Source organism: Acinetobacter sp. 70_2 (assembly GCF_056736115.1).
The window spans coordinates 1,309,733-1,329,875 of sequence record NZ_JBWZIP010000015.1; the positions used below are offsets into that span (position 1 = coordinate 1,309,733).

The following is a 20,143-nucleotide window of genomic DNA, read 5'->3' on the forward strand; positions in this document are numbered from 1 at the left end:
TTTATCTACTCTTTTTTTGAATGTCAGTAACGACATAGTTTTTTCTTATACTGCGTGTCAGCATAAACCAATAACAATGTGTTAGGACACCATAATCATGACAAATATGATCAATAAAGCCCAAGGGTTGGGTTTATCGCTGATCACAAAATTAGCTGGAAGCGATGTACTTGATCAACTCAAACTACGTAAATTTCTTGAAAAGTCTCTTTATCAAGGTTCAAAAGCTGGCTTTAGAGCATTAAGCCAAACTCAAAAAGCATTTAAACCTAAACAAATTCCACAACAACGATTACCTCAGCAAAAGAAAAACCTATTTGATTTAAGCCTAACTGAAGAACAACAAATGACTTCTGAAGCAATGTCTCAATTTGCTAAAGAAGTTTTACTAGCATTAGCTCATGATGCCGATCAAGCAGCACAATTTCCAGAAAACCTTTGGCAATATGTTGAAGATTTAGGGGTAAATTATTACGCCCTACCAGAAGCACTAGGTGGCGTTGCTGCTGAACAAAATATTGTAAGCAACTTACTCATCGCTGAAAAACTAGCTGAAGGTGATTTTAGTCTTACAGCGGGATTACTCAGTACCTTTAGCGTTATTAATGCAATCACACGTTGGGGATCTGCCGAGGTTCAGTCAATGTATCTGCCATGTTTTGCTGAAGACTCAGACATTACAGCAACCTTTGCAGTACAAGAAGCAACTCCAGCATTCAACCCTTATGTTTTAAAAACGAAAGCTTCTCTTGAAAATGATCAATTTTACATTGATGGTGAAAAAACCTTAGTCATTTTAGGTGATTTGGCTGATGTGTTATTGGTGAGTGCTGACTTTAATGGCAAGCCAGATGTATTTGTAGTGCAAGTGGGTGACACTATTTCCATTAAGAACACTCCGGCAATGGGCCTCAAAGCAACAGAGACAGCTACTTTAAAATTCAGCCACACACCTGCTCTACGACTAGGTGCAACAGATTTTGATTACACCGCCTTTTTAGATTTAGGCAATCTTATGTGGTGTGCAATGGCTGTAGGAACCTGTGAAGCTATTAAAGCCTATTGTATTAAATATGCCAATGAGCGAACTGCTTTTGGAGAACCGATTTCACATCGCCAAAGTGTCGCATTCATGATTGCAGATATGGCAATTGAAATTGATGCTATGCGTATGCTGATTCTAAATGCCGCAAGTCTTGCTGAAGCAGGTAAATCTTTCCATCGTGAAGCATATTTAGCTCGTCTTCTTTGTGCAGAAAAATCCATGAAAATAGGAACAGATGGCGTACAAATTTTGGGTGGTCATGGCTTCACAAAAGAACACCCAGTTGAACGTTGGTACCGTGATTTACGTGCGACCGCAATTTTACATTCTGGCTTACATGCTTAAGATCAATCAGAGGACATTTTCATGAATTTACAAAATCCAAAAAAATTCAAAATGATGATTGATCAAGCACATGATGTTGCGATCAATGTATTACGCCCTATTTCCCGTAAATACGATAAAGCAGAACATGCTTATCCCAAAGAGCTTGATATGCTTGCTTCACTCATCGACGGTATGAACGAAGGTGGCGAAGGAATTAATGCAGGTGCAGCTGGTGCAAGCAAACGAGGTGAAACAGATAATGAAGGTGTCCGTAACGGCACCAACATGTCAACAGCACTAGGCATCATTGAAATGTGTTATGGCGATACTGGGCTATTACTCAGTATGCCACGCCAAGGTTTAGGAAATTCTGCAATTGCTGCAGTTGCAAATGATGAGCAACTAGAACGCTTTAAAGGTACTTGGGCTGCAATGGCGATTACTGAACCCGGCTGTGGTTCAGACTCTGCCGCTATCCGTACCACAGCAACTAAAGATGGTAATGACTACATTTTAAATGGTGAAAAGATTTTCGTAACCTCTGGTGAACGTGCAGACTCTGTAGTTGTCTGGGCTACCCTCGACCGAAAACTTGGACGTGCAGCCATCAAATCATTTGTAGTGCCTAAAGGCACGCCTGGAATGAAGGTGGAGCGCCTTGAACACAAATTGGGAATTAAAGCTTCTGATACAGCAGTTATTAGTTTTACTGACTGCCGCGTACCAGCAGAAAATCTTTTAGGTAATGCTGAAGTCGATGTGGCTAAAGGTTTCGCAGGTGTAATGGAAACTTTTGATAATACACGCCCGTTAGTCGCTGCTATGGCCATTGGCTGTGCTAAAGCTTCATTAGAACGTATTAAAGAAATTTTTAAAGATCAGTTGGACCCAAGTTACTCAACGCCATATTTGCAAACATCCAATCTTGCGGCACAAATTTACCGTATGGAGGCCGAATGGGAAGCAGCACGGTTACTCATGTTGAAAGCAACATGGATGGCTGACAACAAGAAACCAAACTCAAAAGAAGCTTCCATCGCCAAGGCAAAAGCAGGCCGTGTAGGTAATGAAATTACTTTGAAGTGTGTCGAGTTAGCAGCAAGTGTTGGCTATAACGAAGATGAATTACTTGAGAAATGGGCACGTGACTCCAAAATTCTTGATATTTTTGAAGGAACTCAACAAATTCAGCAGCTTATTATTGCTCGACGTGAGCTTGGTAAATCGTCAAGCGAATTAAAATAAGAGCGTTGCAAGGAAGTTAAAACTTCCTTACTGCTTAGTACTACTCTATCTACAAAATAAAAACCCTCTAATCATATGATTAGAGGGTTAGGTATTTCAGGTATATATTTTTTATTTATTTAACTGGCGTAACTTCTAATGACTTATCAACTACACCAAATTTCTTAAAGATTTTTGCACGACGTTTTGGTGAAATATTTGCTTTATTTAAATCACCTTTGTAGTGATCAAATACACGCTTGTCCATCATTTTAAACCACAGTGAAGGAATTAATGCTGGTAGCAACATACTCGCATAACCACTTGGTAACTCAGGTGCTTCATCAAAATGACGCAGTGCTTGGAATGGACGAGTTGGATAAGCATGGTGATCTGAGTGACGCTGTAACTGATATAAGAACAAGTTTGTCACTACGTTGTTATTATTCCAGCTATGCTCTGGCATTGTACGTTCATACTGACCATTTTCTTTTTTCTGGCGCAATAAACCATAATGCTCAATATAGTTAATAATTTCAAATAAGCTAATACCGTAAAATGCTTGCGTCGCTAAATACGGAATCGTACCTTTACCAAAAAGTCCAATCATCGAACTATGAAAAGCAGCAGTCATACCCCAGCCTTGCAGTAATTCATTATCGAGTGACCAAAACTCTTTACCTTTACGTTTTAATCGGTTTTTCTCAATTTCAATTGCTGACTTGAAAGAACCAATAACTGTACGCGGCCAGAATTCATAGAATGTTTCACCCATACGTGAAGATGCAGGGTCTTCAGGCGTTGCCGCACGCTTATGATGGCCATATGGATGCTCAATACGGAAATGGTTGTAACCTGTAGGCACCAAAGCAAGATGAGATAAAATATGGTCAATACGATCATGTTTATGGCTTAGTTCATGAGCAGTATTAATCGCAATACCATTGATTGCACCCATTGAAATACCAAGTAAAATTTTATCTATAAAAGAAGTAGTTTTACGGCTTGTTAAATAACATGCATAAACGTTTGCTGCATATTGTAATGGGATAAAGCTCTTCACCAAACGTGAATAATACGGATCTTTTTCTAGAAGTTTAATTTCTTCATCAGTTGGATTACGTGCATCTTTACCAATAATCGTATCAATTGCAGGAATCACAACATGTAATAAAAGTGGACCACCTAAAGCAAATACTTTCTTTAATGGACGTGGACCAAAATGGTAACCAGCTAAAATACCTAAACCAATTACAGGTAAAGCCGGACTAATCATCCATAAATAGCGCTTACGATCTATCTCACGCATAGACGCTGGCACTGGCATAAGTTCTTGCTGAACATTTACTGGTGCATTCATAGTCATATTTCCTTTTTCTATATATCTATATAGTTAAAGAAATACCATTTGCTTAACAGTTGTAACCGTCCAAAAAACCTATTTCAAAGTCTTTGGCATTTTCTTCCACTTTTTTGTCCTAAAAACACATGTTGATCTATTCTTACAGCTCACTATAATTTTATTAAAATAATGATTGATCACGTAAACATGGATGCACTAAGTAAATTTTTTGATGATATCCACTTAAATAAGTCAGAATATATCTATATCAAAGCACAAAATGAATGGGCTTTTAAAACACAAGATCAATCTGCTTTACTTGCTTATATCGTTTTAACCGGTTCTGTATATATTCAAATAAATCCTTCAGAAAAAATAACAGCAAAGGCTGGAGATATTATTTTAATTCCCTCTGGAAAAGCTCACCATGCTACTGACTCAAAAGCGACTGCAAGTAAACTTGTAGATCCTATCGATATTACTCCGTTATTTAACGGACATCGACAAGACCCGATTGAGCTCGGTTCAGCAGCATCTGAAAATACATTACTGCTCTGTTTACGCTGTCAAGTTGATACGCATATGGCTGGACCACTTATTAATGCATTACCACCGATCATGCATATTCAACGAGAGAACCAAACTACCCCTCCTGAATGGTTACAAATAGGACTTTATTTTTTAGCAGTCGAAACACAAAAAATTCAACCTGGGCATGACAAGATTATCGATCATTTAGTGAGTATTCTTTTAATTGAATGTATTCGAGATCATATTCAACAAATGTCTGACCAACAAAACTGGTTAGGAGCATTAACTCATCCTGAATTAAGTAATGCTCTATCTGCAATTCATAGCCAACCTGAAGCAAGCTGGACTGTTGAATCATTAGCTGAACAATGCTGCATGTCACGTTCTAAGTTTGCCAATCTTTTTAATAGTATTATTGGGGAACCCCCCCTTACTTATTTACAGCATTATCGCTTTCGTTTAGCAAGCCAATATCTGCGTACAAGTAATTTATCAATTCAACAAATTTCAAATAAAGTGGGCTATTCGTCAGAAACAGCATTTAGTCAGGCATTTAAAAGAGTATTTGATTTATCGCCTAAACAATATAGACAAAACTATATTGGCAGTAATCTTGATCAGTAATAAAAAAAGCGCCGAAGCGCTTTTTTTATTACATAAGTTTTATTTGATTTTAGCGTGTGACTTTAAGTATTCACTGTAATCTTCGAGTATTTGCTGACCGCGAGATTGGCGATAAAGCTGTTGTAATTGTTTTAACTGGTCGGCTGGCATAGCGTTTACGGCAGCTGAATTTACATTAGAAACAGCAACAACGACTAACTCATTTGGTAAGTTCGCTGTTGTAACAGACCACATACCAGGTTTTGGCGTAGGAACACTAAATGCTGCACGCTCAATTGCACGTTTCAAACCTTGTGAACGAGTAAAGACACCAGCAGATTCAAAAGGTACATTATTTTTCGCAACAACTTGTTCAGCTGGCTGAGTTTTGAATTCAGTCAACATTGTTGCAATTTTAGCTTGAGCTGCTTTACGTGCTTTTTCATCGATCACTTTAGCTTTTGCTTCATTCATCGCTTGAGCAATTGGTTTAACACCAGCAGCATGATAATCACGTACTTTAATCCAGACTGTATCACCATTCGCTAATTGAATATTTGATGAAGCATTACGATCGCCATTTTTCACATCATCATTAAACAATTTAATTTTTACGTTTGGATCACTTAGTTGTGGATTTTGAGTCGCTAAAGTTACACCATTTAATGATTCAATTTTAGTACCTTTAACTTGCTGTACAACTACATCTAAAGAGTCGTTACCAACAATTGTTTCATTCAAACTATTTACCGTATCTGAATAAACAGTAGCAACTTTATTCTTTTCAACTTCAGCAGTTAAACGCGCCTTTTCAGCTTCAAATGAAGGAATTTGGGTCGCTGGAGTTTCTGCTTCAATAATATGATAGCCATATTGTGTTTTTACTGGCTGTGAAACTTGACCATTTTTCAAACTTAAAACAGTTTTATCAAATGCATCAGAGAAAACGCCAGGTGCATAAGCCTCAACTAAACCGCCTTTCGCTTTTGAAGTTGGATCTTCTGAGAACTGAGCTGCTGCTTGAGCAAATGAAAGACCGCCTTGAATTTTTGCGTATACATCTTTAGCGAGCTTTTGAGCTGCTGCATCATCACGAGCATCCGTCGTAATAAGAATATGTTTCACTACACGTTTAGCATCTTTTTGCTGAGTTTCTACAAACTTCGCATAGGCTTGTTTAAGCTCAGCATCTGTTGCTGGTGCAGGTTTCGCCATTAAAGACGGAGATAAAACAACATAATCTACATCAACAGAAGCAGGCTGTTTAAACTCATTTTGATGTTTGTTGTAGTAGTCAGTAGCTTCTTGATTAGATGCTGTTAAACCAGTTTTATAAGTGTCTAACTTAATGCTAGCCAAATGTAATGTACGTTGTTCAGTTTGCAAATTCGCAATTTGCATTAAATCAACTTTACTTACTAAAGAATAATCTGAAAAAGTTGAAGTCAACATTTTTAAAGCGTGATCTTGACGCAAGCTCGCAATTAAAGCTTGGCTTGTCATACCAATCGAACGCAAATAATTTTCATATAATTTTTGTGAAAACTGGCCATTTTCTTGCAAACTTGGCTGCTGAGCTAACATTTGCTCGATTTGAGCATCGCTCAAAGAAATACCCAGTTTTTCAGCTTGCTGAATAAGTAAATTACGAGATACCAATATATCAAGTGCTTTTGCTTGAATTACCGGTAAATTTAATAAACTTTCATCACCCTTTACAGCAGCTAAATATTGTTCTTTATACCTTTGCGTTAAAGTTTCAAGGTCTTTTTTTGATATGTCCTGTCCATTTACAGTTTTTGCGACATCTGCCTTGTTTCCCCTATTAAAATATCCATTAATACCTACAAGCGCTAAAGGGGTCAAAAACAAAATTAAAAGGACTTTGCCGAGCCAACCCTTAATGACTGTACGAAACGATTCCATAAGTATTCCAATATTTTATTTCGAGGAGAATTTTAACTGAAAAACCACAATGAATGAATGAGCAATATTGGTCAATTCAGATATTTAATAAAAAACGCGCCTATATCGGCGCGTTTAATCATCTTAAAAGATTAAGCAACTGAATCTTTAAGACCTTTACCAGCTTTAAAGCTAGGTACTTTTGTTGCTTTAATTTGAAGCTCTTCGCCAGTTTTAGGGTTACGACCAGTACGTGCAGCACGTTCTTTAACACTGAAAGTACCAAAACCAACTAAAGTTACTGTGTCACCTTTTTTAAGTGCTTCAGTAATTGACGCAATTGTCGCATCGAGTGCCTTGCCTGCATCAGTCTTAGATACTCCCCCTTTTTCAGCAATTGCATCGATTAATTCTGATTTATTCATGAATAAAACATCCTCTTAATATCGTTTGTTTAAGGTCCAAGGCTATAGTTTAAAAGGCCATGACGCCTTTATAGCAATGCTTTGGGGGAAAACGCAATACTAGAGCAGAGCTTTTAGCAAAAATAAATGCTAAAAAACTGTTATATATTTGCTAAATCCCTACATTTTTTTACTTTTCATTCAATTTTGCCTTCAATTTCTGATTTTCTTCAATTAAAGCATCTACCTTTATATGCAGTTGAACTAGGAGTTGTTCAATGTGCTGTAAATCCTTCGGAGTAACCAAACCAATTCGATTTAAAGAGTGATTTACACTGGTATCTAAAATTTTTTCGACCTTGTCTTTTGTATCAGACACTGACTCTTTCGCTTTTTCGGTTACTTTACCAACAGTTGTATCGGCTAAATCACCAGTTTTAGACTCGAGCTCTTCACCCACTTTGACTAGGGAGTCAAATAGTTTATTGCCTTCTTCTTCTGCACGAGAAAAAGCACCTAAACCCGCTAACCAGATTTGTTTGGTATACTTCCTAAAATCTAATGCAGACTTTCTGGAACTTTTTGATTTTAATTTATTTTTTTCTCCTTGATCTTCTGCTTGTGTTTCTATATTTGCATTATCCATTGATCTAAGCTCCTGATCGGATGAGACAGACGAAGTCTTATTTAACCACAAAATATTCTTATAATAACAAAGTCAAGACTTGATACATTTATGAAACTGTTCTACAAAACAATCATGTCATGTAAATATATTTAACAGGACATTGTGTTAAGTTTGAGATAGGATGTCTCATTCTCTCAATTAATCTCTAATATTTAAGGATAAACTTTTATGAGTGAAACGCAACAAAGACAAAAACATCCACGTCTGTTGCTGAATATTGTTCTAATTATTTTAGAAACTTTTTTCTCATTTATTCTCACCCACGATGGTGTTCTTCGCTTGCAAGCGAAAAAGTTTATCGCCAACAAAATAACAATCCGTATTAATAGCTATTTGCCATTTTTTGACTTTTATGTGCAATTTACGGAAAAAGGACTGCTATTTGATATTCATTCATATGACCGTCGTATTGATCTAGAAATCAATAGTACACTCATCGATCTTATCAAAATTTTTGCTTTCTCAAACCAACGCAGTTTAAACAACATGCGAATTGATGGTGATGCAGAAACTAAAAAAGAACTTATCGATTTAATCTCACATCTTACTTTACCTAAGCTTCTTGCAGACTGGAAACAATGGTTCAACACACCAGATGATGAAGCCGAAGCCCTAGCTTCACGCAAAAGAATTGCACCTTTACTTGAAAAAATCGATCAACAACGTTCAGAGATAAATTCGTTGCATGTCGAAATTAAACAATATCAAAATCGAATTGCACGTTTACAACAGCGCCAACGCAATATTAACTTGTGCTTTGGTATAATTAGCCTAATATTTATTGCTTATTTCATATATAATTTGTGGGTGGCCTAACTTATTTTTTCTATCTTGATCCTACACTTGAATTAAAAATAAAAAAACTTGACTATTTTAGTCGGGATTCATAAAATCCTATTATCTAGTCTTAACATGTGTATCGAATCATGCGCCTTACAACTCGCGGTCGCTACGCAGTGACTGCTCTACTTGATTTAGCTTTGCAGCCAACTGAACAAACGATCACGCTCGCCGAAATTGCCGCACGTCAATCTATTTCAGTTGCTTATTTAGAGCAGTTGTTCGCAAAACTTAAGCGTCATGGGTTAGTTTCTAGTGTTCGCGGTGCAAATGGTGGTTACCATTTGGCTCGAAACGCTGATGAAATTACTGTGTTAGAAATCATTGAAGCTGTAAATGAAACTGTTGACGCAACACGTTGTGACCACAAAGGCAACTGCCAAAATGGCGCAATGTGTCTTACTCACGATTTATGGCAAGAACTCTCTCATCATATTGCCGACTATTTAGCCAAAATCACACTTGCCGACCTCATTAGCCGAGACAACGTTCAAACTGTTGCACTACGCCAAAATGTGACTGGCATAGATTCAGCTCTTTTATCGGGTACAGGTATTTGATATGAAACGTCCAATTTATCTTGATTACGCAGCAACCACTCCAGTAGATCCGCAAGTTGCAGAACGTATGATGGAGTGTTTAACTTTCGACGGTACCTTTGGTAATGCTGCATCTCGTTCCCACGCTTACGGCTGGCAGGCAGAAGAAAAAGTTGAATATGCACGCGAGCAAGTCGCAAATTTAATTAAAGCCGATCCACGTGAAATCGTTTGGACTTCTGGTGCAACTGAGTCAGACAACCTTGCTCTTAAAGGTGTAGCTCAATTCTATGCATCTAAAGGCAAACATATCATTACAAGTAAAATTGAACACAAAGCTGTTCTAGACCCTTGTCGTGAATTAGAAGAACAAGGTTTTGAAATTACTTACCTAGAGCCAGAGCCACAAACAGGTTTAATTACTCCTGAGATGGTTAAGGCTGCCCTTCGCCCAGATACTATTCTTGTTTCTCTTATGATGGTAAACAATGAAATTGGTACAGTTACAGATGTAGCGGCGATTGGTGAATTAACACGTGCCAACAAAACATTTTTCCATGTAGATGCAGCGCAAGCAGCTGGTAAGGTTGATATCGACTTATCTACTATGAAAATTGATCTTATGAGTTTTTCTGCTCATAAAATTTATGGTCCAAAAGGTATCGGTGCATTATATGTACGTCGTAGTCCACGTGTTCGCTTAAAAGCACAAATTCATGGTGGTGGTCATGAGCGCGGTATGCGTTCTGGTACTTTGGCAACTCACCAAATCGTTGGTATGGGTGAAGCTTTTGAAATTGCAGGCAAAACAATGCATGCAGAACAAGAGCGTATTCGTAAACTTCGTGACAAACTTTGGAATGGTTTACAAGACCTTGAACAAGTGTTCCTAAATGGCCACCCTACTCAAAACGTTGCTAACTATTTAAATGTCAGCTTCAACTTTGTTGAAGGTGAATCTTTAATGATGTCGCTTAAAGATGCTGCTGTATCAAGTGGTTCAGCTTGTACTTCTGCAACTTTAGAGCCTTCATATGTTCTTCGCGCATTAGGTTTATCTGATGAGCTAGCACATAGCTCAATTCGCTTTAGTTTTGGTAAATACACCACTGAAGAAGACATTGACCACGTGCTTACAATTACCAAAGCCGCTGTTGAGAAATTACGTGAACTTTCTCCGCTTTGGGACATGTACAAAGAAGGTATCGATCTTTCTACAGTTGAATGGGCAGAACACTAATTATTGAAATTAGTGTTTTAACCCTCATATTAATATTAGGCTGACCCCGAGGTTTGGAGAAGCGAAATGGCTTATAGCGAAAAGGTAATTGATCATTACGAAAATCCACGTAATGTTGGTGTTTTAGATAAAAACTCTGAAAATGTTGGTACAGGTATGGTGGGTGCACCTGCATGTGGCGACGTGATGCGTTTACAGATTCAAGTAAATGACAGTGGCGTAATCGAAGAAGCACGCTTTAAAACTTACGGTTGTGGTTCTGCAATCGCATCAAGTTCCCTTGTAACTGAATGGTTAAAAGGCAAAACTCTTGATGAAGCTCAAGCAATCAAAAACATTGATATTGCAACTGAGTTAGCTCTTCCACCAGTAAAAGTTCACTGTTCTGTTTTAGCTGAAGATGCAATTAAAGCTGCGATTGAAGATTATCGTAGTAAAAAGTCAAAAGCTTAATTTGTTACCATTATAAACGTTGGAGTTTTCATGATTCATTTAACTGAAAATGCTGCGACTCATATTAGCAATTACCTTAAAAACCGAGGTAAGGGTGAAGGCATTCGCGTTGGTGTGAAAACTTCTGGTTGTTCTGGGTTGGCTTATGTTCTCGAATTTGTAGACGATATCGATGAGCATGATCAAGTTTTCGAACAATTCGGCGTTAAGGTTTTTGTAGATCCTAAAAGCTTAGTTTACTTAGAAGGCTTAGAAATGGACTATGTTAAAAATGGCCTTAATGAAGGGTTCGAATTTAACAATCCTAATAAAAAGGGTGAATGTGGTTGTGGTGAGTCTTTCACTGTTTAATCCTCTCCTTTCCTTTTTCTCATTAAAACAGTGTCTTTCAACAGCACTGTTTTAATGTATTTAATTAACGTGGATCCCATTTCTAATGAATCATTTTGAGTTGTTCAATTTACCTGTGGCACTCGATATCGATTTGGCAAGCTTAAAATCAAATTTCTTGAGTTTGCAACAACAATATCATCCTGATAAAGCCGCAGATAAAGATCAAGCATTGATCAAATCAAGTGAAATCAATCAAGCTTTTAAAACGCTTTCACAAGTTGATAGCCGTGCTGCCTACCTTTTAGCACTTAAAAAGCAAGATCATCATCTTGACCAATCTATTAGTGATTTTGAATTTCTACAATCTGCATTAGAACTTCGTGAACAACTTGATGAAGCCACAACACCTGAACATTTACGTACTTTAAGATTAGAAGTACAACAATGGATTGATGGCTTAGTTCGTGAATTCAAAATTGATTACAGCGAAGAAGATTGGGCTGAAGCACGTGATACTGTACGTAAGTTGCGTTTCTTTCAACGTGTTTTAAACGATATTGATAAAGCAGAAGATCAACTGTTAGATGAAGAAGACAGCTTTGATTTAGACGATGATTTTTAATTTTGCTTTCTCTACTTTATTTTCAAGGGATTTAACTCATGGCACTTTTGCAAATTGCTGAACCGGGTCAATCCAGTGCCCCACACCAACATCGCATTGCGATTGGTATTGACCTAGGAACAACACACTCATTAGTTGCGACAGTGTTATCAGGCAAACCTAAAGTACTCAATGATGTCCAAAATAGAAGATTACTTCCTTCTATTGTTCATTATGGGGAAAATACAACTCATTATGGTGAAGAAGCCAAACCATTTATTATTGCAGATCCCAAAAATACAATTGTATCTGTTAAACGATTTATGGGTCGCTCAAAAGCAGATATTAAGTTTCAGCATCCTTATGAATTAGTAGGCTCAGAAAATGAAATGCCTGCTTTTGAAACACGTGCTGGGCGCAAAACACCAGTAGAAATTTCAGCTGAAATTTTAAAACAATTAAAAGATCGTGCTGAAGACAGCTTACAAAATCCTGTCAATGGTGCTGTAATTACAGTTCCTGCTTATTTTGATGAAGCTCAGCGTCAAGCAACTCGCGATGCAGCTCAACTTGCTGGTTTAAACGTATTACGTTTATTAAATGAACCTACAGCTGCTGCAGTCGCTTATGGATTAGATCAAGAAAGTAATTTAGAGACCGACCGTAATTATGTAATTTACGATTTGGGCGGTGGTACTTTTGATGTATCAATCCTACGTTTTTCACAAGGCGTATTTGAGGTTTTAGCGACCGGCGGCCATACAGCTCTAGGTGGTGATGACTTAGACCGTCTAATTGTAAAATGGGCAAAAAAACAGCTTAATATTGATGTATTAAGTAATGAAGACTATGCCGTATTTATAGTTGCAGCACGTCAAGCTAAAGAGCAATTATCTACTCAAGATACTGTTGAATTAAAACTGCTTGATGCAATTCTTACTCTAGACCGACCTACATTTGAAAGCATTATTCAAGTTGCGTTAGATAAAACGATCAGTGTTTGTAAGCGTGTACTGCGTGATGCAAAGCTCGAGTTAAGTGACATTCAAAATGTAGTGTTAGTGGGTGGTTCTACCCGCTCTTATGCAGTTCAAAAAACTGTACGTGAAGTTTTTGACCAAGAACCTCTCTGCACAATCAACCCAGATGAAGTTGTGGCAATCGGTGCTTCAATTACAGCAAACCAGTTAATTGGTAATAGTCAAGATGGCTCACTTCTTCTAGACGTAACTCCTCTTTCTCTTGGTTTAGAGACAATGGGTGGCCTAGTTGAACGTCTCATCTCGCGCAATACAGCTATTCCTGTTGCACGTCGACAAGAGTTCACAACCTATCAAGATGGCCAAACTGCCATGTTAATTCATGTGGTTCAAGGTGAACGTGATTTAGTTGAACATTGCCGCTCGTTAGGTAGATTTGTACTCCATGGCATTCCGCCAATGACTGCAGGTCAAGCACGTATTGAAGTCACTTTCCAAGTTGATGCCGATGGCTTACTCACCGTTTCTGCTCGTGAAGCAACTTCTGGTGTACAAGCTCATATCGATATCAAACCATCTTATGGTTTATCTGAAGCAGATACAGAACGCTTATTAATTGAAGGTTTCCAACATGCTGAAGAAGACAAAAATCTTCGTCATTTAAAGGAAACTAAAGTTGAAGCAGAACGTGAACTTGAAGCTCTAGAGCAAGCATTAAAAGTAGATGCAGATTTACTTGATGAAACGCAGCTCGCAGAACTCAATTCTGCAAAAGAATCATTAAAAGCTCAACTTGAAGGTAGTGATATCCAAGCGATTGAGCAAGCTGTTCAACAGCTTAAAGTATATAGTGACGCTTTTGCAGCATTACGAATGAATCGACATATTGACCATGCCTTAAAGGGCACGAAGCTCGACGATTGGTCAAAATCAAACTAAAAGGTATAGGTGATCAATATGCCACGTATTAAAGTACTTCCTCATGCTCAGATTTGCCCTGAAGGCGCAGAATTTGAGGTTGAACAAAATGCCAATCTTTGCCAAAGTCTGCTCAATAAAGGTATCAAAATTGAGCACGCGTGTGATATGTCTTGTGCATGTACAACTTGCCACGTGATTGTTCGCAAAGGTTTTGATAGCTTAGAAGAAATGAATGATGTTGAAGCTGATCTTTTAGACCGTGCTTGGGGATTAGAACCTGACTCTCGTCTTTCATGTCAGGTTAAAATTGTAGATGAAGATCTTGAAATCGAGATTCCGAAATATACAATTAACCATGCTTCAGAAAATCATTAAGATTTAATGTTAAAAAAAGCTGCTTAAAGCAGCTTTTTTTATTTATATGATTTATATCGAATCTTGCTCTTGATCAATATTTATTGGCTTAACCTCATCTTCGAGTCTAAGCTGAGCAACACCTTGAGTATTAATTAAAGTTTGTTGAACTTTAATGCGTTGAATCATTTTTTCAAGCACTTCAACCAATTCTGGATATTCGTAGTTTTGTACTTCTTCTAAGTTTAATACTAAATGGAAACCTTTATATTCATAATCAAACCATTGCTGATGATCTGACTTGTTCCCTGTATATTTTTCCATGACTTGCCATGTTTTTACTGCACCTTGAATACCTTTTAAATAAATTGGTGTTTTAGGCGCACACAGGAAATCACTTTTAATGAGTTGATAAGTATCATCAGAAATAAGTATTTCATCGATTTCAGCAGCATACTGTAAACGTGCTGCCAAATTTACATCACGACCTACAATCGTATAGGCCATACGATGCGTTGCCCCATAGTTCCCAACGTGGCAATAACCTGTACTAATCCCCATACGAATATGTAAGGCTGAATATCCCATTTTTTTCCAACGTTCGCGCAGCAGCTTCATTTGCTGACGCATCGCAATTGCCATTTCTACGCAAGATTTAGCATCTTGTTCGACACCTTGCGAATTTGGATCTCCAAAAAATATGAGAATGGCATCTCCCATAAATTTATCGACAGTTGCCTCGTATTGCTTCGCAATTTCAGTCATATGACTTAAATAGTCATTAAGCAAGAAAGCTAAGTCATCTGGAATTAAGGTTTCCGACAATTCAGTAAAACCCTGAATATCAGAAAAGAATACGGTCATTTTTTTACGTTTATATTCAATTTTTGCCTCAGCCTCACCGCGCATAATAGATTGCCATAGCTGTAATGGCGCATAGCGGCTTAACTGATTAGCAAAAGCGATATAACGTGTCATTTGGTCATAATAATGCTGACGTTGCTGACTAATTTTTTTGACCCAGCGATGTTGGTAGTAATTACCAATGGTTATAAACATAACCAGACCAAGCAAAGTAATTACTGTAAGTTCTTGACTAGTAGCTTCAAAATATGGATGGAAACCGAAGAGAAAAAAAGTACTTAAATAAAAAATAATCGCACCAAGCAAGCTCGTTAAACAAATGACTGCAAACGAAATACGACTATTAATTGCTGAGTAAAATAAGGCAAAAACTGCAATAAATGTTGGAACAAGATTAAGGTGTACTCCTGCAAGAGTAACTGCCACCACAATCGTGTCTATCGCAAAAAAAACACTTTTTTGTGTTTTCTTATCAAATTGATACTGTAACCAATGTTCTAATTTAGAACTGATAAAAAGTAAAAAAAGAAAAAAAGGAGGAATATAGATTTGATAATTAGTATTTGGTGAGGTAAAAGCATAGATCACTAAAATCAATGACAGAATTGAATACCCCATCAAACGATGAAAATATGCAAACTGTTTAGGTTCTCGATCTATAAACCTCTCTAATTGCACCCTATCCTCCACATTTCAATGTAGCCACACTGAGATGTGGCATTACATTGACTTAATCCATGCGCCAATCAAAAGGCATATCACCTTGACCACGTAAAGCAAGCATAAGGGTCTGACGCATGTGAGCTAAAACATCACTTGTGTATGGCACCGCTGGTGTACCCCACACTGGTTTAGGCCAAGCTACGTCATTTTGATAGCGGACAACATGGTGGAAATGTAATTGAGGTACCATATTACCTAGAGCTGCAACATTCATTTTGTCAGCACGAAAAACGCGAGCTAACTGGCTAGATAACCAGCTTGATTCACGTAAGAACTGTTCTTGGTCAGCTTGGCTCAATTCGTATAATTCCGTGATTCCTGGTACACGCGGTACTAAAATCAACCAAGGAAATTGCATATCATTCATTAAACGACATGTTGAAAGCGGAAAATCGCCTACAAAAAAAGTATCTTGAGCAAGTTGTGGATGCAAACTAAACATATCTTTTATAAATGACAATAAACAATAATGGCTAATACTATCACATCAGTTTTGATGTGAATATTATTAGTAGCCTGTTTGCTTACAAATAATAATGATTTTATGCACTTATTCATATCTCAAGGTATAAATAGTGCATAACTTTCAATTGTAGCAATACAAATGTCTTACTCAGTTATCGTTTATAAAAAAACATATCTCAGACATGTAGTTCACTCATCAATTTTTGTAGTAGATCATTGATAAATTGAATCCGTTTTTCATACTCTTCGAGCTGAACCATTACCTTTAAACGTTGACCACCTTCCATACGATAATAGGTCGGATTCTTTTGCATCAATTGAATAATACTAATGGCTTGAACTGGGGTATCAGGTGAAAATTCAACATGTCCACCCTGAGTATTAATATCAATTTTTGTAATACCTAAATGTTCTGCTTTTAAGCGGATCTGATGCACACTAAACAAGTGTTTAACTGACTGTGGAGGTACACCAAAACGGTCTATCAGCTCCATTTGGATATTATCTAATTTTTCCTGAGTATCGGTACTACTAATACGCTTATAGAATAATAATCTTTGATGAACATCGCCTAAGTAATCATCAGGGATAAGTGCAGGAATATGTAAATTAATTTCAGCAGTTAACGACAATGGCGCATCAAAATTCGGCGTTTTACCCTGTTGAATTGCTTTGGTCGCTTTCTCAAGCATTTCCATATACAAGCTATATCCTATCGCTTGCATTGAACCACTTTGTTGCTCACCCAATAACTCACCAGCACCACGAATTTCTAAATCTTCAGTAGCAAGCATGAAACCTGCACCCAATGTAGAAGCGCGTTGAATTGCATCAAGGCGTTTTTCAGCATCACCTTTCAAATGTTTGATTGAAGGTACTAATAGATAAGCATAAGCCTGATGATGTGAACGACCTACGCGGCCACGTAGTTGGTGTAATTGTGCTAAACCAAGCTTATCTGCACGTTCAATTATGATTGTATTGGCATTTGGAACATCAATACCCGTTTCAATAATGGTTGAACATACCAGTACATTATATTCTTTGTGATAGAACTGCTGCATGACTTGCTCAAGCTCACGTTCACGCATTTGTCCATGTGCTACAGCTACACGTGCTTCTGGTACAAGAACACGGATATTTTCAGCAGCTCTTTCAATGGTATCTACTTCATTATGCAAGAAGTAAACTTGTCCACCACGTAATAACTCACGCAAAACTGCTTCTTTAATCGAAGCATCTGTATGCTCTTGTACGAAGGTTTTCACTGCTAAACGACGTGCAGGCGGAGTTGCAATAATTGACAAATCACGCATACCAGAGAAAGCCATATTAAGCGTACGAGGAATTGGTGTTGCTGTAAGAGTCAACATATCAACATCGGCACGTAAAGCTTTAATTCGCTCTTTATCACGTACACCAAAGCGATGTTCTTCGTCTACAACCATTAGGCCTAAATCTTTAAACTGAACATTTTCTTGCAATAGCTTATGTGTACCTACCACAATGTCGACTTTACCATCAGCCAAGTCTTCAATATTTTTCACATGAGTTTTGTTTGAACCGAAACGTGATAACACTTCAATACGAACGGGCCAATCAGCAAAACGGTCTTTAAAAGACTCATAGTGCTGTTGAGCAAGTAATGTGGTAGGAACTAAAACTGCAACTTGTTTACCATTTTGTACTGCAACAAACGCTGCACGCATGGCAACTTCGGTTTTACCAAAACCTACATCACCACACACCAATCTATCCATTGGTTTTGCTTGTTGCATATCGTACAGTGTGGCTTCAATTGCATTGGCCTGATCAAGGGTTTCTTCGTACGCAAAGCCGCTTGCAAATTGCATATAAAGCGATTGATCTAATTCAAAAGCAAAGCCAGGTTTTGATTGACGACGTGCCTGTATATGTAAAAGTTCGGCTGCAACATCATGAATTTGTTCTAAAGCCTTACGTTTTGCCTTACTCCAAGCATCTGTACCAATTTTATGTAGTGGTGCTAAATCTGGGTCGCCACCACTATAACGGCTAATCAGATGCAAGTTGGTTACTGGGACATAAACTTTAGCATCTTCAGCATAATCGAGTTGGAGGAACTCATAGTCTTGACCTTCGATAGCAAGTGTAATTAAGCCAGCATAACGCCCCACACCATGATCAATATGTACAACAGGAGCACCTATACTAAGCTCAGTTAAGCTTCGAATTAGAAACTCTTCCGAAACTTCTTGTTGACGCTTACGACGACGCTGTACAACTCGGTGTTCGTAAAGCTGATTTTCTGAAATAACTGTTAATTGATCAGTTATAAGTAAACCACGGTCTAAAGGTGCATTGGTAATCGCAATTGCAAATTGACTGGTTTTGAATTGCTCAAAATTCTCTACATTCGGAATTTCACCCAAACTTGAACGCAATGCATCTTTTAAACTTTCTCGGCGTCCTGCACTTTCCGCAACCAATAGAACAGGATGGTTTGCTTCATCAATATATTTTTTTACAGCTGCAAATGGTTTTTCTTTTTTTGGATCGACCGGTAATTTAGGTGGTTGCTCAGTTTTAAGATTAAGTGCACCAGCTTTTTCTTCAATCGTTTCTGCACTCACAAGCATTCGTGGAAACTGATTTAAAGCACTCAGCAAATTATTTGGAGAAATAAATAACTCTTCAGGTGTAAGAATAGGTTGATCAATATTATGACGTCGATCTTCATAACGACGCATAACTTCTTTCCAAAAGTTAGTTAAATCGGTATCAACATCATTATTTGTAATTACAATGCAATTTTTTGGTAAGTACGTTGTAAACATACTTTGCGATTGCATTTGCTCTTTATCAAAAAATAATGGTAAATAAAACTCAATCCCAGGAGATGCTATGCCATCTAAGACATCTTGATAAATTGGATTTTTCTTAGGGTTTGCTGTCGGGAAAAACTCAGAATAACGATCTCTAAAAACTGACCGTGCTTCTTTTAATGGAAACTCTTTAGCTGGTAGAACAGTAAAACTTTTTAGTGTTGTGGTTGTTCTTTGGGTTTCCGGGTCAAAGAATTTTAAAGAATCAATTTCGTCATCAAATAGGTCTATGCGGATAGGAGCTTCTTGCCCAGATGCAAAAATATCCATAATACTACCGCGTACCGCAAATTCTCCATGATCATATACTGTATCTACCAAGTGGTAGCCAGCCTGAACCAGTCTTAACTTTTGCTGTTCTAAATCAAATTTTTGTCCCACTCTTATATCAAAGTGCTTACCTAGAACCCATGAATAAGGTGCAACTCGTTGAGCCAAAGTACTTGCTGAAATGAGTAATACGCCTTGTTGCGGCATATTCGATAAAATTGCAAGACGCTCTGAGACAATATCCTGATGCGGAGATAACCGATCATAAGGCAAGATTTCCCAATCGGGGAAAATTGTCGGTTTTATTCCATAAAACTCAAGTTCACTTTCTAATTGTGCAACATGTTGGTTATTTCGAGCGACTAAAACTAATAAAGAAGAATGCTGAGTCGCAATTTCTTTAAGCAATAAAGCGGCTGATGAACCTAATAATGACCCCACCCAACGCTTTTCACCGGCCTTGAGCTGTTGCAAATTCAATTGAGAGATTTCTTGTTGAAACATGTATATGGCTTTTATGAGCTAAAAAGATATGAGGTTAATAGTAGCATGATGTTTTTATTGAATTGAGTTATTTTTCTGAAATCAAGCTACTACTTTACAATACTTTTTTATAGTTCTTAAACA

The 20,143-nt window shown here is 37.6% G+C and carries 18 protein-coding genes; 11 read left to right on the top strand and 7 right to left on the bottom strand.

Going from position 1 to position 20,143, the window contains the following annotated elements; genetic code table 11:
* The first annotated feature begins 106 nt into the window (after positions 1–106).
* A complete protein-coding gene (locus AC1PJ9_RS15250) occupies positions 107–1,390 on the top strand; it encodes an acyl-CoA dehydrogenase family protein (RefSeq protein ID WP_311088063.1) in 1,284 nt (427 codons plus the stop codon).
* 21 nt (positions 1,391–1,411) lie between these two features.
* The gene (locus tag AC1PJ9_RS15255; RefSeq protein ID WP_077168540.1) at positions 1,412–2,617 is read left to right on the top strand and encodes an acyl-CoA dehydrogenase family protein; all 1,206 of its coding nucleotides are present in this window, start codon (positions 1,412–1,414) and stop codon (positions 2,615–2,617) included.
* Positions 2,618–2,732: 115 nt separating this feature from the next.
* Here AC1PJ9_RS15255 and AC1PJ9_RS15260 read toward each other — a convergent pair whose 3' ends face one another.
* Entirely contained in the window at positions 2,733–3,956 is a 1,224-nt protein-coding gene (locus tag AC1PJ9_RS15260; protein ID WP_019459032.1) for an alkane 1-monooxygenase, read from the bottom strand.
* 189 nt (positions 3,957–4,145) lie between these two features.
* Between AC1PJ9_RS15260 and AC1PJ9_RS15265 the strand changes: the two genes are divergently transcribed.
* Entirely contained in the window at positions 4,146–5,093 is a 948-nt protein-coding gene (locus tag AC1PJ9_RS15265) for an AraC family transcriptional regulator (RefSeq protein ID WP_479762068.1), read from the top strand.
* Between the two features lie 39 nt (positions 5,094–5,132).
* On the opposite strand, the gene AC1PJ9_RS15270 is transcribed toward AC1PJ9_RS15265, so the two are convergent.
* From AC1PJ9_RS15270 to AC1PJ9_RS15280, 3 genes are all read right to left on the bottom strand, one after another.
* Positions 5,133–6,998, bottom strand: coding sequence for a SurA N-terminal domain-containing protein (locus tag AC1PJ9_RS15270; RefSeq protein WP_311087749.1), 1,866 nt, complete (start codon positions 6,996–6,998; stop codon positions 5,133–5,135).
* 131 nt (positions 6,999–7,129) lie between these two features.
* Entirely contained in the window at positions 7,130–7,402 is a 273-nt protein-coding gene (locus tag AC1PJ9_RS15275) for an HU family DNA-binding protein (RefSeq protein ID WP_001043034.1), read from the bottom strand.
* 169 nt (positions 7,403–7,571) lie between these two features.
* Positions 7,572–8,027 (bottom strand): phasin family protein, encoded by a 456-nt coding sequence (locus AC1PJ9_RS15280; protein WP_304400635.1) that lies wholly within the window; start codon positions 8,025–8,027, stop codon positions 7,572–7,574.
* 210 nt (positions 8,028–8,237) lie between these two features.
* On the opposite strand from AC1PJ9_RS15280, the gene AC1PJ9_RS15285 reads away from it, so the two are divergent.
* The 8 genes from AC1PJ9_RS15285 to fdx all read left to right on the top strand — a co-directional run bounded on the left by AC1PJ9_RS15285 (position 8,238) and on the right by fdx (position 14,351).
* A complete protein-coding gene (locus AC1PJ9_RS15285) occupies positions 8,238–8,885 on the top strand; it encodes a hypothetical protein (protein WP_311087750.1) in 648 nt (215 codons plus the stop codon).
* Positions 8,886–8,995: 110 nt separating this feature from the next.
* Positions 8,996–9,469: an Rrf2 family transcriptional regulator gene (locus tag AC1PJ9_RS15290; RefSeq protein WP_004701912.1), complete on the top strand. Its 474-nt coding sequence runs from the start codon at positions 8,996–8,998 to the stop codon at positions 9,467–9,469.
* A 1-nt stretch (position 9,470) separates the two neighbouring features.
* Positions 9,471–10,688: an IscS subfamily cysteine desulfurase gene (locus tag AC1PJ9_RS15295; protein ID WP_002050229.1), complete on the top strand. Its 1,218-nt coding sequence runs from the start codon at positions 9,471–9,473 to the stop codon at positions 10,686–10,688.
* 66 nt (positions 10,689–10,754) lie between these two features.
* Positions 10,755–11,141, top strand: coding sequence for a Fe-S cluster assembly scaffold IscU (gene iscU / locus AC1PJ9_RS15300; protein ID WP_002049835.1), 387 nt, complete (start codon positions 10,755–10,757; stop codon positions 11,139–11,141).
* Between the two features lie 30 nt (positions 11,142–11,171).
* Entirely contained in the window at positions 11,172–11,492 is a 321-nt protein-coding gene (gene iscA, locus AC1PJ9_RS15305) for an iron-sulfur cluster assembly protein IscA (protein WP_002050042.1), read from the top strand.
* Positions 11,493–11,577: 85 nt separating this feature from the next.
* On the top strand, positions 11,578–12,096 hold the full coding sequence (gene hscB / locus AC1PJ9_RS15310; RefSeq protein WP_151793645.1) for a Fe-S protein assembly co-chaperone HscB: 519 nt from the start codon (positions 11,578–11,580) through the stop codon (positions 12,094–12,096).
* Between the two features lie 38 nt (positions 12,097–12,134).
* Entirely contained in the window at positions 12,135–13,994 is a 1,860-nt protein-coding gene (gene hscA, locus AC1PJ9_RS15315) for a Fe-S protein assembly chaperone HscA (protein ID WP_311087751.1), read from the top strand.
* 18 nt (positions 13,995–14,012) lie between these two features.
* Complete coding sequence (gene fdx / locus AC1PJ9_RS15320) at positions 14,013–14,351, top strand: ISC system 2Fe-2S type ferredoxin (protein WP_002049779.1); 339 nt, start codon at positions 14,013–14,015, stop codon at positions 14,349–14,351.
* Between the two features lie 51 nt (positions 14,352–14,402).
* On the opposite strand, the gene AC1PJ9_RS15325 is transcribed toward fdx, so the two are convergent.
* From AC1PJ9_RS15325 to mfd, 3 genes are all read right to left on the bottom strand, one after another.
* A complete protein-coding gene (locus tag AC1PJ9_RS15325; RefSeq protein ID WP_311087752.1) occupies positions 14,403–15,872 on the bottom strand; it encodes an adenylate/guanylate cyclase domain-containing protein in 1,470 nt (489 codons plus the stop codon).
* A 52-nt stretch (positions 15,873–15,924) separates the two neighbouring features.
* Positions 15,925–16,359 (bottom strand): HIT domain-containing protein, encoded by a 435-nt coding sequence (locus AC1PJ9_RS15330; RefSeq protein ID WP_004701924.1) that lies wholly within the window; start codon positions 16,357–16,359, stop codon positions 15,925–15,927.
* Between the two features lie 199 nt (positions 16,360–16,558).
* A complete protein-coding gene (gene mfd / locus AC1PJ9_RS15335) occupies positions 16,559–20,020 on the bottom strand; it encodes a transcription-repair coupling factor (protein WP_311087753.1) in 3,462 nt (1,153 codons plus the stop codon).
* Positions 20,021–20,143 lie beyond the last annotated feature (123 nt).

What these genes read in the sequence shown, in the direction of transcription:
- AC1PJ9_RS15285 (WP_311087750.1), top strand. Translation starts at nt 8,238, where the DNA reads ATGAGTGAAACGCAACAAAGACAAAAACATCCACGTCTGTTGCTGAAT.
- AC1PJ9_RS15260 (WP_019459032.1), bottom strand. Translation starts at nt 3,956, where the DNA reads ATGAATGCACCAGTAAATGTTCAGCAAGAACTTATGCCAGTGCCAGCG.
- iscA (WP_002050042.1), top strand. Translation starts at nt 11,172, where the DNA reads ATGATTCATTTAACTGAAAATGCTGCGACTCATATTAGCAATTACCTT.
- mfd (WP_311087753.1), bottom strand. Translation starts at nt 20,020, where the DNA reads ATGTTTCAACAAGAAATCTCTCAATTGAATTTGCAACAGCTCAAGGCC.
- hscA (WP_311087751.1), top strand. Translation starts at nt 12,135, where the DNA reads ATGGCACTTTTGCAAATTGCTGAACCGGGTCAATCCAGTGCCCCACAC.
- fdx (WP_002049779.1), top strand. Translation starts at nt 14,013, where the DNA reads ATGCCACGTATTAAAGTACTTCCTCATGCTCAGATTTGCCCTGAAGGC.
- AC1PJ9_RS15290 (WP_004701912.1), top strand. Translation starts at nt 8,996, where the DNA reads ATGCGCCTTACAACTCGCGGTCGCTACGCAGTGACTGCTCTACTTGAT.
- AC1PJ9_RS15275 (WP_001043034.1), bottom strand. Translation starts at nt 7,402, where the DNA reads ATGAATAAATCAGAATTAATCGATGCAATTGCTGAAAAAGGGGGAGTA.
- AC1PJ9_RS15330 (WP_004701924.1), bottom strand. Translation starts at nt 16,359, where the DNA reads ATGTTTAGTTTGCATCCACAACTTGCTCAAGATACTTTTTTTGTAGGC.
- AC1PJ9_RS15295 (WP_002050229.1), top strand. Translation starts at nt 9,471, where the DNA reads ATGAAACGTCCAATTTATCTTGATTACGCAGCAACCACTCCAGTAGAT.
- AC1PJ9_RS15255 (WP_077168540.1), top strand. Translation starts at nt 1,412, where the DNA reads ATGAATTTACAAAATCCAAAAAAATTCAAAATGATGATTGATCAAGCA.
- AC1PJ9_RS15280 (WP_304400635.1), bottom strand. Translation starts at nt 8,027, where the DNA reads ATGGATAATGCAAATATAGAAACACAAGCAGAAGATCAAGGAGAAAAA.
- AC1PJ9_RS15250 (WP_311088063.1), top strand. Translation starts at nt 107, where the DNA reads ATGATCAATAAAGCCCAAGGGTTGGGTTTATCGCTGATCACAAAATTA.
- hscB (WP_151793645.1), top strand. Translation starts at nt 11,578, where the DNA reads ATGAATCATTTTGAGTTGTTCAATTTACCTGTGGCACTCGATATCGAT.
- AC1PJ9_RS15265 (WP_479762068.1), top strand. Translation starts at nt 4,146, where the DNA reads ATGGATGCACTAAGTAAATTTTTTGATGATATCCACTTAAATAAGTCA.
- iscU (WP_002049835.1), top strand. Translation starts at nt 10,755, where the DNA reads ATGGCTTATAGCGAAAAGGTAATTGATCATTACGAAAATCCACGTAAT.
- AC1PJ9_RS15270 (WP_311087749.1), bottom strand. Translation starts at nt 6,998, where the DNA reads ATGGAATCGTTTCGTACAGTCATTAAGGGTTGGCTCGGCAAAGTCCTT.